General features: G+C 53.7%; 12 protein-coding genes. 6 read left to right on the top strand and 6 right to left on the bottom strand.

Annotated features, from left to right (window positions below; genetic code table 11):
• Positions 1 to 3: 3 nt before the first annotated feature.
• From WKT13_RS02355 to WKT13_RS02335, 5 genes are all read left to right on the top strand, one after another.
• Positions 4 to 1,362, top strand: a complete 1,359-nt coding sequence (locus WKT13_RS02355; RefSeq protein ID WP_340322656.1) for a DUF2851 family protein — start codon at positions 4 to 6, stop codon at positions 1,360 to 1,362.
• Positions 1,346 to 1,744 (top strand): acyl-CoA thioesterase, encoded by a 399-nt coding sequence (locus tag WKT13_RS02350; protein ID WP_294459004.1) that lies wholly within the window; start codon positions 1,346 to 1,348, stop codon positions 1,742 to 1,744. Before WKT13_RS02355 ends, WKT13_RS02350 begins: the two co-directional genes overlap by 17 nt.
• Before the next feature lie 65 nt (positions 1,745 to 1,809).
• A complete protein-coding gene (gene dprA / locus WKT13_RS02345) occupies positions 1,810 to 2,940 on the top strand; it encodes a DNA-processing protein DprA (protein WP_340322655.1) in 1,131 nt (376 codons plus the stop codon).
• An 11-nt stretch (positions 2,941 to 2,951) separates the two neighbouring features.
• Entirely contained in the window at positions 2,952 to 3,941 is a 990-nt protein-coding gene (gene dusB / locus WKT13_RS02340; protein ID WP_340322654.1) for a tRNA dihydrouridine synthase DusB, read from the top strand.
• A 52-nt stretch (positions 3,942 to 3,993) separates the two neighbouring features.
• The gene (locus tag WKT13_RS02335; protein ID WP_340322653.1) at positions 3,994 to 5,190 is read left to right on the top strand and encodes an esterase; all 1,197 of its coding nucleotides are present in this window, start codon (positions 3,994 to 3,996) and stop codon (positions 5,188 to 5,190) included.
• A gap of 671 nt (positions 5,191 to 5,861) precedes the next feature.
• Here the strand turns inward: WKT13_RS02335 and WKT13_RS02330 are convergent.
• From WKT13_RS02330 to WKT13_RS02305, 6 genes are all read right to left on the bottom strand, one after another.
• Entirely contained in the window at positions 5,862 to 6,290 is a 429-nt protein-coding gene (locus tag WKT13_RS02330) for a Fur family transcriptional regulator (RefSeq protein ID WP_340322652.1), read from the bottom strand.
• A gap of 81 nt (positions 6,291 to 6,371) precedes the next feature.
• Positions 6,372 to 8,234 carry a heavy metal translocating P-type ATPase gene (locus WKT13_RS02325; protein WP_340322651.1) on the bottom strand — a complete coding sequence of 621 codons (1,863 nt, stop codon included), beginning with the start codon at positions 8,232 to 8,234 and terminating at the stop codon, positions 6,372 to 6,374.
• 64 nt (positions 8,235 to 8,298) lie between these two features.
• Entirely contained in the window at positions 8,299 to 9,342 is a 1,044-nt protein-coding gene (locus WKT13_RS02320) for a carbohydrate porin (protein WP_340322650.1), read from the bottom strand.
• 16 nt (positions 9,343 to 9,358) lie between these two features.
• Entirely contained in the window at positions 9,359 to 12,007 is a 2,649-nt protein-coding gene (mgtA, locus tag WKT13_RS02315; RefSeq protein ID WP_340322649.1) for a magnesium-translocating P-type ATPase, read from the bottom strand.
• 170 nt (positions 12,008 to 12,177) lie between these two features.
• Positions 12,178 to 13,548, bottom strand: coding sequence for a HAMP domain-containing sensor histidine kinase (locus WKT13_RS02310; RefSeq protein ID WP_340322648.1), 1,371 nt, complete (start codon positions 13,546 to 13,548; stop codon positions 12,178 to 12,180).
• Positions 13,545 to 14,231 carry a response regulator transcription factor gene (locus tag WKT13_RS02305; protein ID WP_340322647.1) on the bottom strand — a complete coding sequence of 229 codons (687 nt, stop codon included), beginning with the start codon at positions 14,229 to 14,231 and terminating at the stop codon, positions 13,545 to 13,547. Before WKT13_RS02305 ends, WKT13_RS02310 begins: the two co-directional genes overlap by 4 nt.
• 382 nt (positions 14,232 to 14,613) lie before the next feature.
• On the opposite strand from WKT13_RS02305, the gene WKT13_RS02300 reads away from it, so the two are divergent.
• Positions 14,614 to 15,876, top strand: a complete 1,263-nt coding sequence (locus tag WKT13_RS02300; protein WP_340322646.1) for a THUMP-like domain-containing protein — start codon at positions 14,614 to 14,616, stop codon at positions 15,874 to 15,876.
• Positions 15,877 to 15,897: the final 21 nt, after the last annotated feature.

Here is a 15,897-nt window from a genome sequence, read left to right as displayed (position 1 = left end):
TATATGGAACTACTCCTCCACTACATATGGAAACACAAGCTTTTTCCGCTTAGAAGGCTCGAGACAACCGACGACCTCAGCGTGGAAGTCATCGATCCGGGTCTCCACAACAGCGATGCCGGTCCCGACTTCTTCAACGCCAAAGTGAAGATAGGCGGCACCATGTGGGTGGGAAACATCGAGATACACGAAAAGTCGTCCGACTGGTACGCTCACGGACACGACCGTGACCCTCGCTACGACAACGTGATACTCCATATTGCAAAGACAATAGACTCCGAAGTAAGGACAAGCCATGGCAACACACTGCCGCAGATGCAGCTCGACGTGCCCGAAAGCGTCACGTCAAACTACGAGCGTCTGCTCCACGAGGATAAGTATCCGCCCTGCCACAGGCTCATCCCCACCCTGCCATCCATAACCGTTCATTCATGGATGAGCGCACTTCAGACCGAACGTCTTGAACAGAAGACAGAAGCGATAGCCGAACGTGTGAAACGCTGCGACGGATCATGGGAAGACGCCTTCTTCGTCACCCTGGCACGTAACTACGGTTTCGGTGTCAACAGCGAAGCCTTCGAGACGTGGGCTCTCAACATGCCGATGATGCACATCGGCCGTCACCGCGACGACATATTCCAGACCGAGGCACTTTTTCTAGGCCAGGCCGGACTGCTTTCTGCCGACGCCATGCCCGAACGCCAGCGCGAGGCGGCACTCGCCGACGACTATTTCGTCCGTCTGAGCCGCGAATATCAGTATCTTGCCCACAAGTTCTCGCTCCACCCCATCGACTTCCGTTTATGGAAATTCCTGCGTCTCCGCCCGCAGAACTTCCCCCACATACGCATCGCGCAGCTCGCATCGCTCTACCATTCGCGCCGTGCCGGTCTCAGCCTTATAGCCGGATGCGACACCATAGACGACGCGCGCCACATGCTCACAACGTCCGTAACGCTCTACTGGCGCACCCACTACACCTTCGGTCATGCCAGCCGCGAGAGTGCGAAAAGCCTCTCCCGACAGTCCATCGACCTGCTCATCATCAACACCGTAGTGCCGATGCTGTTTGCCTACGGACGCCACAAATCGTCTGAAGAAATGTGCTGGCGCGCCACCGATTTCCTCGAACAGCTCGCGCCCGAACGCAACAACATAGTGCGCATGTGGGAGGAATGCGGACTGAAAGTGCAGAACGCCGGCGACACACAGGCGCTCATACAACTGAAGAAAAACTACTGCGACCGCAAGGACTGCCTGCGCTGCCGTTTCGGATACGAATATCTTAAACAACGCAGCACAACGCCTGCTGATACGGCAACCGATAAAGAAAACAACGATAAGAATGGAATACATATTTGAAACCGAGATGGAGGTCCGCGACTATGAGTGCGACATCCAGGGCATAGTGAACAACGCGAACTATCTGCACTACACCGAGCACACACGACATCTGTTTCTCGCATCGCTCGGAGTGAGTTTCTCAAAACTCCACGAGAAGGGAGTCGATGCCGTGGTGGCACGAATGAATCTCCAGTACAAGACTCCGCTGCGCTGCGACGACGTGTTCATCTCGCGCCTGGCGATGCACAAGGAGGGTCTGCGCTACATCTTCAATCAGGACATATTCCGCAAGAGCGACGAGCGCCTGTGCTTCCGCGCCACTGTCGAACTGGTGTGCCTCATCAACGGCCGCCTGGGCAACAGCGACGACTACGACCGCGCCTTCGCCAAATACATCTAAACAACCGCACGCAGCACACAGCCGGACGTGATGCCGGCAACGCAAACCGCAACAGCAATGTGCCGATGGACAACTCACAGGAAATAATCAACACCATAGCGCTCACGCGCATCAACTACTTCAGCCTCGCCGGAATGCTCGAGCTATACCGGCGTCTCGGCTCCGCCACGGCTGTAATGGACCACCGTGACGACATACGCGACGTGCTGCCCGACGCCACACAGCGCCTCATCGACGCGCTGAAAGACGTGAGCGAACCGTTGCGACGCGCCGAAGCAGAGCTGGAGTATGACGAGGCCCACGGCATCACACCGCTCACGATGAACGACACGCGCTATCCGTCGCGGCTGCGTGAGTGCGACGACGCTCCGCTCATGCTGTTCTACAAAGGCACCGCCGACCTCAACCGCGCACGCGTCCTGAGCATCGTCGGCACGCGCCACTGCACATCCTACGGTCAGGACCTCATACGCCGCTTCTGCGACGACTTGCGGCAGATATGCCCCGACGTGCTCATCATAAGCGGCCTTGCCTACGGCGTGGATATCTGCGCCCACCGCAACGCCCTGCGCTCGGGCTTCGACACTGCCGCCGTCCTTGCCCACGGTCTCGACACCATCTATCCCTCAAGCCACAGGGACACGGCACGCGAGATGCTCACCCGGGGCGGCCTCATCACCGAGTTTCTCACCGGCACCAACGCCGACAAGGTGAACTTCGTGCGCCGCAACCGCATCGTGGCAGGCATGGCCGACGCCACACTTCTCGTGGAGAGCGCCAGCCACGGCGGCGGACTCATCACCACAGGCATAGCCCAGAGCTACGGACGCGACGTGTTCGCCTTCCCCGGAGCGGTGGGAATGACCTACAGCGAAGGCTGCAACAACCTCATACGCGACAACGGAGCGGCACTCATAACCTGCGCCGCCGACCTTGCCGCCGCCATGACGTGGGACAACGACTCCGCCCTGCGCGACGCCCGCCAGCAAGGCATCGAGCGCCAGCTCTTTCCCGAACTCACCGACGACGAGCAGCTCATCGTCTCGACGCTCGCCAAGACCAACGACATGCAAATCAATATGCTCGCCGTGCGCACAGGCATCCCCGTACAGCGCATGTCGGCACTGCTCTTCTCGCTCGAGATGAAAGGCGTGGTCAAAATGTACGCCGGCGGCACTTATCATCTTCTGCAATAAAACAACAGACAATGAAAATAGGAAACATAGAATTCGGAGACAGACCTCTGTTTCTTGCCCCGATGGAAGACGTGACAGACATCGGCTTCCGTCAGCTCTGCAAGCGTTTCGGCGCCTCAATGGTTTACACTGAGTTTGTAAGCGCCGAGGCTCTCGTACGCTCCATCAAATCAACAGTCAACAAACTCAACATAAGCGACGACGAACGGCCCGTAGGCATACAGATATACGGCCGCGACACCGACGCCATGGTGGAGGCAGCCAGGATAGTGGAAGAGGCACATCCCGACGTCATCGACCTCAACTTCGGCTGCCCCGTCAAGAAAGTGGCGGGCAAGGGAGCCGGTGCGGGCATGCTGCAGAACATTCCACTCATGCTCGACATAACGCGCCAGGTGGTCAAAGCCGTACACACACCCGTCACCGTCAAGACCCGTCTGGGATGGGACAGCAGCCACCTCATCATAACCGACCTTGCCGAGCAGCTTCAAGACTGCGGCATACAGGCGCTCACCATACACGGCCGCACCCGTGCACAGATGTACACCGGCAACGCCGACTGGACGCTCATAGGCGAGGTGAAGCGCAATCCGCGCATACACATACCCATCATAGGCAACGGCGACATAACATCGCCGGAAGAGGCCGAGCGCGCTTTCAACGACTACGGCGTGGATGCCGTCATGGTGGGACGTGCCACCTTCGGTCGCCCGTGGATATTCAAGGAGATGCGCGACTATCTCGACGGCCGTCCGCAGGACCTTTCGCTCGACCTCGACCGCAAGATTGACATTCTCGAGGAACAGCTCCACATCAACGTGGAACGCATCGACGAGTACCGCGGCATACTACACACCCGCCGCCATCTTGCCTCCACGCCAATCTTCAAAGGCATACCCGACTTCCGCCAGACACGCATAGCAATGCTCCGCGCCACAACCGTCGAGGAGCTGACGGCCATTCTCGAGGACTGCCGCCGCAGACTCGGCGCACAGCAATGACACGAAAACACAAACATACTTATACCAATAACAAAACGAAAACAAGACAAATATGAAACGTTTGACAATCCTTTTGGCCGGAATGGCACTAAGCGTGGCATCCATGGCACAGCAGGCCCTGTGGGACAAGGCCTCGGCCGTATCGCCGGTGGAGAACGCCGACGGCAGCGTAACATTCAACCTCTTCGCACCCAACGCACAGAAAGTGGAGGTATCGGGCGACTTCAACCAGATAAGCGGCATGACTCTACCGATGACAAAGAACGACAAGGGCATGTGGACAGTCACCACCAAACCGCTCGCACCGGAGCTATACTCTTACAGCTTCAACGTTGACGGCATGCGCATGGTCGATCCGTCCAACACATACATGAACCGCGACATAACTACCTACTCAAGCCTGTTCATCGTCTCTAAGGAGAAAGGCGACCGCGGATCGCTCTACAGTGTGAACAACGTACCGCACGGAACTGTAGCCAAAGTGTGGTATGACAGCCCCACGCTGGGCCTCAAGCGCCGCCTCACCGTCTATACTCCGGCCGGATATGACGGCAAGAAACGCTATCCCGTCATGTATCTCATGCACGGCATGGGCGGCGACGAGAACGCATGGAGCGAACTGGGCCGCGCCACACAGATACTCGACAACCTCATCGCCGCAGGCAAGGCCAAGCCGATGATCGTCGTAATGCCCAACGGCAACACCAACTGCAGCGCAGCTCCGGGCGAATGGTCGGCGGGCATGTACATACCGGGCCACTACACCATAAAGGCAAAAGCCAAGGCCTCAATGGAGGAAAGCTTCATGGACATAGTGAACTTCATCGACAACAACTACCGCACCATAAAGAAACGCGAAGGCCGCGCCGTATGCGGACTGTCAATGGGCGGCGGCCACACCTTCGGCGTATCGATGCTCTATCCCGAAACGTTCGACTACTACGGTCTGTTCTCCGCCGCTCCGTGGATAAGGGGCAACATGGACCTGAGCAACTTTGCCGAAAAACTGAGAGCCGACAAGGAGACATGCGATCTGCTGCAGAAGCTCTTCGACAGCAAGCCCGAGCTCTACTGGATAGCCATAGGCAAGGACGACTTCCTGTACGAACCTAACAAGATTCTGCGCGAATATTTCGACGAGAAGGGTTATAAATACGAATACTACGAGAACGACGGAGGTCATCTCTGGCGCAACTGGCGCATATATCTCACAATGTTCTCACAGATGCTGTTCAAGAATCTGAAATAAGATTCATACCATACGGTCAGGCGCCGGGCCCGTTACGCCTCGCCTGACAGCATAAAACACCGGTGACGCATGAATCATGCCGCCGGTGTTTTTCTTATTGTCACACGCAAAATAAAAGCCTTTCCGCCACATTCTATTGTCTGTCGTGAAGGTACAAACCGACTCTGCATATTTATACAAAAGCGTTTGGGGGTATTGCATAAATATTCAACGTCAACTTCACGAGAGTGCCAACGCCGGCGACAAAAGTGTCCGCGGATTCATATACGCGATTCTCAGAGACTTTACGCAATGCTTTGACTATCAATAATTTAGCTACAGCCCACTTCCGACATCATTTTCCGCGCGTCACAATATAGCCAGTATTAGGGCATGAAACGGTCTGTTTCATGCCCTAATACCGTTCATTTCGCACCCTGATAATGTCCATTCCGTACTCTGATAAAGGCTTTAATGCAAACCGGAACGGTGCTTTTCATAATCCAATGAACAAAAGAGTGCTTTCCGCAAATGCATCGCACACAGTGGCGCATACACAAAACGGCTGCGGAAAAGCCTTTCCCGCAGCCGCTCGTTTTCTATTTCACAAAAAATTTTTGTCAAAATTTTTTACTTTCAGAATTGCATAATTATGCAATTTCCGGGCGTTTACCATTGTTTCAGCCACGCTCTCACCGCTCGCCGGCCGCACACTCCGGACACAGTCCCTTGAGCACATAGTTGATGCTCGACAGCGTGAATCCGGGCGGCAGATCCACCACCGGCACGGCTATCTGCTTCAGACAGAAGGTGCGCTGGCACGAGGTGCAGTAGAAGTGGGTGTGCTCGTCCTCCACCGAACAGTCGCAGTCGTCTGAACAGACAGCATATTTGAGCGAGCCAGAACCGTCGTCTATGACGTGCACAAGGCGGTTGAGCAGAAACAGCGAGAGCGTGCGCGATATGGTGGATTTATCTACTGTGGGCAGATAACGCTCCATGTCGGGCAGCGAAACGGCTTCGTCGCCGCGTATCATCTCGCGCAGAATGAGCAGCCGGGTGGCCGTAGGGCGTATGCCGCGGTGCTTCAGTTTATCAAGATAGAATTGTTCGTCGGTCATTGTTTCAGGTGTGATATGTCAGGAGTTTTCAACGTATCATGCTGCGAAGTTAGCCAAATAAACGCACATTACAAAATGTTTTCACGCCTTATGGCCGCGCGGCTGCGAAAAAATGCGCATCGAGTTGAGCACGGCAAGCAGTGCCACGCCGGTGTCGGCAAATACTGCCATCCATATGTTGGCCGCTCCGAACACACCCAACAGCATCACCATCACCTTGAAACCTATGGCCATCACGATGTTCTGTTTCACAATGCGGCGCGTGCGGCGTGCGGCAGCTATGGCCTCGCCTATCTTCGTCAGCCGTTCGCTGTGTATCACTATGTCGGCTGTCTCCACTGCCATGTCGGCACTGCCTGCTCCGAAGGCTATGCCCGCATCGCTCGTGGCGAGCACCGGCGCGTCGTTGATGCCGTCGCCGACGAACGCCACCCTGTGACCGTCGCGCTGCATCGAGGCTATGTATTCGGCCTTTCCGCCCGGCAACAGATCGCCGTAACCACGGCCGGCACCCGTTGCTTCAGCCACGTCGTCAACAATAGTCTGGCGGTCGCCGGACAGTATCACGGTGTGCAGTCCCAGACTGCCAATGGCTTCGCGGGCGTCTGAACGCACCGTGTCGCCCAGTATTATGCAACCCTTGTACGCGCCGTCGGCGGCAACAGCGACTATTGTTCCCTGCTCGTCTGTCAGCAGTTCGGGCACGATTATGCCGTGGCGTACAAGCAGACGGGGCGTGCCGGCGAGCCAGTTGCCGGCTTCCAGACCGTAGCCGGCCACGGTTCTGACGTCGGGCATGGCGGCCGGCGGAGCAAAATGTCCGGCATATTCCACTATGGCGCGTGCCACGGGATGCGTTGACGAACGCTCCATGGCTGCCACCATGGCCAGGTCGGAGTTTGAAAGTCCCTCCACACGACGCACACTGAAGCGTCCGTGGGTGAGTGTGCCGGTCTTGTCGAACGCCACGGTGTCAACACCTGCTATGGCGTCAATGCTTCCTCCGCCCTTGAACAGTATGCCACGACGCGACGCAGCACCTATACCTGCGAAATAGCCGAGGGGCACACTGATGACGAGAGCGCACGGACACGATATGACAAGGAATATGAGTGCGCGGCCGAACCAAAGACCGAGGTCATACTGACCGCACACACCTGCAAGACTGCACAACCACGGCACAAGCACCACCAGCACCGCAAGGCCGAACACCACAGGCGTATATATGCGTGCGAAGCGGCGGATGAACAGCTCGGTAGGAGCCTTGCGGGCCGACGCTTCCTCCACAAGCCTGAGTATGCGTGCCACGGCCGACTCGCCCGCCGGGCGTATCACACGCAGACGTACTACGTTGCCCGTGGCTATCATTCCGGCCGACACCTCGCCGCCCGTAGCAATAACACGCGGCAGCGACTCGCCCGTGAGCACCGAGGTGTCAAACGGAGCGTCGGCCGTAAGCAGCTCGCCGTCGAGAGGTACACGCTCACCGGGCCTCACCTCTATGGTCTCGCCCACTGCCACCGACTCGGGTGTGCACATCACCACACCGCCGTCTCTCACCACCGAAGCACGGTCGGGGCGGAACGCCACCATGCTGCTTATGTTGCGGCGCACGCGTTCCACGGCGCGATGTTGCAGCATCTCGCCTGCCTGATAAAGCAGCATCACTGCCACCGCCTCGGGATATTCGCCTATGACAAAGGCACCGGCCGAAGCAAGAGCCATGAGCATGAACTCGTTGAACACGTCGCCGTGAGAGGCATGCACGGCAGCCGAGCGCACCACTCCCGAACCAACCGGCAGGAAAGCTGCAAGATACCACAACAGCGCCACTATACCTTCAAACCACGCAACGCCTGCACCCGAGGCTACAAGTCCGCCGGCTAGCATGACGGCCGACACCATTATCGGCCACACATGAGTATGATGATGATGTTCACACATATTTTCTCGTTTATGTTTCTGCAGGCAAAATTAGCTCAAAAGCGGTGCAACCGGGTTGCAATTGTCACAGATGCCAGTTGCAACTGAAGCCGAGTCTCAACATTGCCGCCACACCGCACTCGTGTGAGTTTCTCACAAAATGCACGGCGGGCTGCACATATACGTTCTTCGCACAGTCTATACGGCACGTAGCCTCACAGGCCAGCTCACTCTCATTGCCGTAACCGGCATATCCGGCAAACAGTCCGCCGCACACCCGGTCCCGCTCCATCACCACCCCACCGCCTGCATACATACGGCAGCCATCGGTCACCGTGCTGCCCGAACACTGGGCAAGAACGTGCATATGCCGGCCGACCCGCAGTTCGGCGTAGCCCCACAATGTGGCGTAAAGCCCTTGGGCGGACGACATCGCCGTCCTGTCCGTCTCCACACTGTCGGCAGCAGGAACTCCGTGATAAACGGCCATGCCCGCATAACAGCACGAGCCATCATTCTCATATCCCGCCGCCATCATGCCGAACACACCGTCGTGAGCAGGACATATGCGGAAAACATTCTCACGACCCGTAAGACGGTTGTGGCCCGTTCCGTTATAAACAGAAGCCTCAACACTCCATTGTCCCAAGTCTATCTTCACATCCGCGCCTACTGCGGCGACCGGATAGTTGGCTATAGGATAATTGGACGATATCGTGGGAAATATGCCGCACGAACTGTTTGTGAACAGAGAGACGCACGGCGACGTGAAATAATCCTCATTGACATTGCGTATGCCCAGGAACAACGCCACCCTGCGGTCTTTCCACTCCAACCCAAGCACGGCAGGAGCAAAGGGAAGACTGGCTTCATCTATATTGGAGAACACCTGCCGGTCGGACAACAACCGCTCTGAAGATGTCCGTGCTATACTGACGGAAGCAAGACTGGCGTTCAGATGCCGGCCCAAAGGGAGACTGCAGTCTGTACGCAACATGTTCACCCAGTTGCAACTACCGCGGAAGGCGGTCTGCAATTCGGTAGTGTGGCTCAGTCTGACGTCCTGAGCCGAAAGGCGGCTGCCAAAGACAGCCGCCGTCATAACAAAAATCAAAAACATATGTCTCATGACACTTTTCCACCGGTTAAAGCCATTTCACAAAACGTCTTACATACCAGTTCTTCACAATCTGCGTCAGCACACAGTATGACAGCAGTATGCCCAACAACCACGGGAAATAGGCCAAAGGCAGAGGTTCCAGACCTATTGCACCGCCCAACGGCGTGAAAGGAATGAGGATACCGACCGTCACTATGAGCAGAGTCATCGTGCTGACCTTCCACGACGCACGGCTCTGCACGAACGGAATTCTGCGCGTACGTATCATATGCACGATGAGTGTCTGTGAGAGCAGTCCCTCCACAAACCATCCAGACTGGAACAACGACTGATGGGCGGACGAGTCGCAGCCGAACACATACCACATGACAAGATAAGTGGCAATGTCGAATACGGAACTTATCGGACCGATGAAAATCATGAACCGGCTCAGGTCGGAAGCATCCCACTTGCGCGGACGGCGCAGATAATCAGCGTCCATACGGTCGAACGGAATGGCAGTCTGCGATATGTCGTAGAGCAGATTCTGAATGAGCAGATGTATGGGCAGCATAGGCAGGAACGGCAGGAACGCACTGGCAGCCATCACACTGAACATATTGCCGAAGTTGGAGCTTGCCGTCATCTTGATGTATTTGGTAATATTGCCAAACGTACGTCTTCCTTCCAGCACGCCATCCTCGAGCACCATAAGGTCCTTCTCAAGCAGAATGATGTCTGCACTTTCCTTTGCTATGTCAACGGCCGAATCAACAGATATGCCGATGTCTGACTGACGCAGCGCGGCAGCGTCGTTGATGCCGTCGCCAAGGAAGCCTACGGTGTGGTTCTGTTCCTGAAGCAGCGATATGATAAGAGTCTTCTGGTCGGGTGTCAGTCTGGCAAATACCTTTGTGCGCAGTACTGCCTTGCGCAGCTCTGAGGCATCCATGTGTTCAAGTTCAGGTCCGCTGACCGCGCAACTCGTGTCTATGCCTACCTGACGGGCTATGGTCTGCACCACAGCATCGTTGTCACCCGACAGTATCTTCACTTCTATGCCATGCTCGTGCAACTGGCGTATGGCGCTTGCTGCCGAGGGTTTAGGTGGATCGAGAAAGGCAAGATAGCCGATAAGCACCATGCCGCTCTCATCGGCAACGCTGAAGTCACGGTCCTTGCTGAGATAACTTTTATGCGCTACCGCAAGCACACGCATGCCCTGTCTGTTCATACGACCGCTTATCTCCAGTGCCTTCTCCCTCAGTTCCGGCGTAAGTGGATGCACCGCACCCTTATACTCGGCATGCGAGCAGATGGCGAGCATCTCCTCAACGGCTCCCTTTGTTATAATCTGACGCTTGCCGGCCTTATCCTCCACCACCACCGACATTCTACGACGGGTGAAGTCGAACGGTATCTCATCCACTTTTCTGTAATCGTCTTTCAGATATTCCAGCGAAAGATCCCTTACATGCGACAGGATGGCCTTGTCCATAAGATTCTTTAAGCCCGTCTGAAAGAAGCTGTTGAAATAGGCATGCCGCAGTATGCGCTTGTCATCGTCATCGCTCCCGTCGGCGTTGATGTATTTCTCAAGCACAATCTGGTCGCAAGTGAGCGTTCCCGTCTTGTCCGTGCACAATATGTCCATCGCTCCGAAATTCTGTATGGCGTTAAGATCCTTCACAATGGTTTTCTTGCGCGACATGGCCACGGCCCCTTTCGAAAGATTGGCAGTGACTATCATCGGAAGCATTTCCGGGGTGAGACCCACCGCCACGGAAACGGCAAATATGAATGCCTCCAGCCAGTCGCCTTTTGTGAAACCGTTCACGAGAAATACGAAAGGAATCATCACAAGCATGAAACGTATGAGCAGAAAACTCACCCTGCTGATGCCTTTATCGAAAGCAGTGGCTGCACGGTGACCGGTGATGCCTTTGGCAATAGAACCCATATAAGTGTCGTTGCCGGTTGCGAACACTATTCCAGTTGCGGAACCGCTGACCACATTAGAGCCAAGGAAACAGATGTTATCGAGTTCGGCTATGCTCTTATCGGCCGTCATGCCTTTCAGTGCATGCGGATGTTTTTCTATCGGGTTGGACTCTCCCGTGAGCGATGTCTGGCTCACAAACAGGTCTTTTGCCTCAATGATGCGCATATCGGCAGGTATCATGTCGCCTGCAGCAATCATCACAATGTCGCCCGGCACAAGTTCGGATATGTCGATCTCTTCATCATGATTACCCGCACGCCTCACATAGCAGGTATTGGTAACCATTCTGAGCAGCGCCTCGCTCGAAACTCCAGCCTTCCACTCTTGTCTGAACTTGAGAATGGAACTCGAAACAACCATGACCGAAATGATGATAATTGCAGTCCAGTCCTGCTCACCCGGTTCGGCCGTGAGCACATCAAGGATAAACGACACCACCACAAGAACCGTGAGCACACCTATGAACGGATTGATGAAAGCCTTTATGAAAGTGGAAAAGGGATTCTTCTTCTTTTCGTGCTCCACCTCATTGCGTCCGAAGACCGACCGTCTGCGTTCGACTTCTTCGGCACGCAGTCCTATTCTGGACGTCTGAAATAAACTGTAAACAGAGACAAGCGGCTGCGTCGCTGCCATGAATACCTTCGCGGTATCGTAAGCAAAAACTAAATTGCCTTTTCTTTTCTTCCACATCGTTCTCTACTTTTGTCTGGTTAATACTTTAATTTTTCAACGGCGCAAAAGTAAACAGAAACAATCGGAGTGGCTGTTAGAAATGTATTAGAACGCTATTAGAAAATCATTAGAAAAAATCTTCTCCGAACCGAAAAGCAATACACACGGAGCGGGATGATGAAAACACATCAGACATGTGGAAGTTCTATAACAAACGTAGTACCTTCACCATGTGTTGAATGAACATCTATACGGCCCTGATGCAAGGATATGATTTTATGCGAAAGAGTCATGCCGATGCCGTGACCCTCGACATTTGTCTCGTGGTTGCCGCGATAGAAAAGAGTGAACAGTTTTTCCTTGTCGGTGTCGGTCATACCGATGCCATCATCAGAAAGACGAACGACGGTAAAACGGTCCCAATATGAAATCTGCACGAACGATGTCTTGTCGGCCGAATACTTGCAGTTGTTCTCAATGAGATTTGAGAAGGCGATGCTTAACAGATACACGTTTCCCATGACGGTTATCATCCGGTCGTCGTCGGCATCCTCCTGTTCGAACAGGATGTTGACTTTATATTCCGGATGCGCCTTGAGTATGTAGCTGCGCACATCGAGCAAAAGCTCGTCGAGCCTTATCTCCTTCATGCGTATCTGTTCTTTCTGATAGTCGGCCTTTGCCAGATTGAGCAGTCCGTCTATGAGCTTTGTCATACGGCGGGCGTCGCTAAGGGCATTCTCAATGGCACGGCGGTAATGCTCGCCGCTACGTTCTTTTTGCAGGGAAAGGTCGAGCTCGGCAATAAGCGCGGCCAACGGTGTGCGCAGTTCGTGCGACACGTTGCTGACAAACATCTTCTGCGAATCGAACGATATCTGCAGACGGTCGAGCAAGGAATTGAAGGCTATGCTAAGCTCGCCGAGTTCGTCGTGAGCGTTTCTCACAGGCAGGCGATGATCCATCTGCGAACTCGTTATGGTTTCGGCTTCCTTCACAATATCTCTAATAGGCTTAAGTGAGGAACGTGCAAGAAAATAGCACACTACAAACAGCAACGAAAGTCCGACAAGAAACAAAACCACAAGAGCTTTCTGAAGTTCATAAAGATTGTTGTAACCGTAACCGTCGTAGGCAGCCGCCGTGATGATGTAGTCGCGGCCTTGGAAATGATAGAGCATGCCGATGCACTGATACTTGCCGACATAAAACTTTATTTCCTTCTCCCGGATAATGCGGTTTATCATGCTACGGTCTTCCTTTATGATGTCGTTCTGTATGGCGTCATGATAAAGCATGCGGAAGCCGGTGGTATAAACGGCAACCTCGACCTCATTGATGAACTTGCGGTTGTTGAGATAGATAGACTGCATCGTGCGAGCATCGACCTGATCGCGCAGAAAAAGATGCGCCTTGGTAATTGCCTCACCACTTAAATCATGAAAAAAAGTCTTGCTGCGTGTGTGTTCGCTCACAATATAAATCATTGTGAGGCAGGCCAGAAACACAGCTGCCGTGGCACATGTGTTTTTCAGCGTCAGGGCTGTACGTATCTTCATATCTTGTCTGAAAAGATGAACCCTACTCCGGGTTTCGTGTGAATGAGTTTTCTGTCAAAATCCTTGTCCACCTTCTTGCGGAGATAATTTATATAGACATCTATGAAATTGGTGCCTGTGTCAAAATGGGTGTTCCACACGTTCTCGGCAATCTCCACACGCGTGATGACCTTCTCGGCATTCTCCATCATATAAACCAACAGATTGTATTCTTTGGGAGACAACTTTATGGTGACGCCGGCACGCTGGACCTCGCGCATATCAAGATTTACAGAAATATCGGCATAGCTGATGTGTCCGGGAGTAGTGGCCACACGCTCCGCGCTTCTCTTCAGAAGCACACGGACACGCGCATTAAGTTCCCTGAAGTCGAAAGGTTTCACCATATAGTCGTCGGCCCCGGCATCAAAGCCTTCGAGCTTGTCGTCGGCAGAACCGAGAGCCGTAAGCATTAGTATGGGCACATGTTCGTTGCACTTGCGTATCTCCTTGCAAAGCTCAAAGCCATCCATCTTGGGAAGGATTATGTCCGAGATGACCAAATGGTATGTGCCGGAACGGAACAGCCGGAGCCCCATCAGGCCGTCATAAGCAACAACGGCCTGATAACCATTTTCCTCCAATCCTATTTTCAACAGATCGGCAACTCTCTTTTCATCTTCTACAATCAGTATTGTTTGCATGACAATCGTTGATATTCTATTGTCCTGAAGACAATGTGAATCCGTATTTCAAAAGAAGGATGTCATCCTGACAGTACCGCTGTGCCGTGTTTATAAGATTGTCCGCCCGGGATGTACATCCGAAAAAGTCCACACGACAGATCTGCAATATTCGGAAAAAATCCTGACACACGCAAACAAATGACATGAAAGTTTAGTGAAAGTATACAAGACACAGATTTCCAGATGTCGCCATTTGTCGCCTTTATAGGATTTGCATGTACTTATTATGCGAAAAAGTTCATATCTTTGTAATCAGTAATATTGACCACTAAAGCTTTTCAGACAAGGCTACGCCCTAATGTCTGCACAAAATCATTTTCATTTCATACACAGACATACAATGACTACTGACGAATTCATAGCCTCTCACCGTAACGACGACGTGCGCCGGCTCGCACTGAAATATCAGGGCACGGAAGGTGTAGATCTCACCTTCGCACTCGAACAGATAGCCGGATGGCAGACAGCACGGCGCAAACTGCCCTCATGGGCGGCGACAGACGGACTGACCTATCCGCCTCATCTGTCGATGGAACAGTGCTCGTCGGAGCAGACAGCGCGTTATAAGGCGGAGGTGGCACACCGTATTGTGGAAAGGACGACAGAGACAAAAGACACGGAGACCGTGCTCACCGACCTTACAGGCGGCTTCGGCGTGGACTTCTCATTCATGGCAAGAGAATTCGGCAGAGGTATTTATGTAGAACGCAACGAAAGGTTGTGCGCCATAGCAGAGACAAATTTCATGAAACTTGGCCTCAGCAACGTAAGCACGGTATGCGCCGACTGCACCACCTATCTGCCGGAAGCTAAGCACACAACAATGTTTTTCATAGACCCGGCACGACGCGACGGCAACGGAGCACGCACCTATGCCATAAGTGACTGTACGCCGGATGTCCTGACCATGCTGCCGCTCATGCTCACAAAATCAAAAGCAGTGATGGTGAAACTCTCACCTATGCTCGACATATCGCAGACCGTAAGAGAAATCGAAAACACAGGGATGGCACACGTGAGCGAGATACACATAGTGTCGACAGGCAACGAGTGCAAAGAACTGCTCGTGGTAATAACAGGTCAGGAAGACGGAAACAGAATAACCTTCTGCGTGAACGACGACAGTATCTTCACTTTTAACGACAATGAAACAGCCGTCACCGACAGAACAGGAGAGGCTGCGGCATGTGCGGCTCTCATATCTGAAGCGGCAGCCATTGGCAACGTGGCTGCAACTCTGAAAGGTATGTGTCTGCACATACCGGATGCATCGGTTATGAAAGCCGGATGTTTCGCCTTGCTGTCAGCAAAGAAGGACGTGGCACCACTGGACGCGAACTCCCATCTTTTTGTGGCACGCGGCGCAGCGGAAGCATTCCCGGGCAGAACCTTCCTAATAAAAGACGTCACGACAATGAACAAAAAGGAACTGAAGCGTGCCCTTGCCAACACCGATAAGGCCAACGTGGCAGTGCGCAACTTTCCGCTTACGGCCGATGCGCTGCGCAAACGTCTGAAACTGAAAGACGGCGGCGACACTTACATCTTCGGCACAACCGTGTCCGGAGAACACTTATTACTGATATGCGAAAAAATGAAATAACAATTACTACATACCTGCTTT

Source organism: Prevotella sp. HCN-7019, from assembly GCF_037890215.1.
Classification (GTDB): Bacteria; Bacteroidota; Bacteroidia; order Bacteroidales; family Bacteroidaceae; genus Prevotella.
The sequence above is the reverse complement of the archived record's forward strand: the minus strand, read 5'-3'. Positions and strand labels throughout refer to the sequence as shown.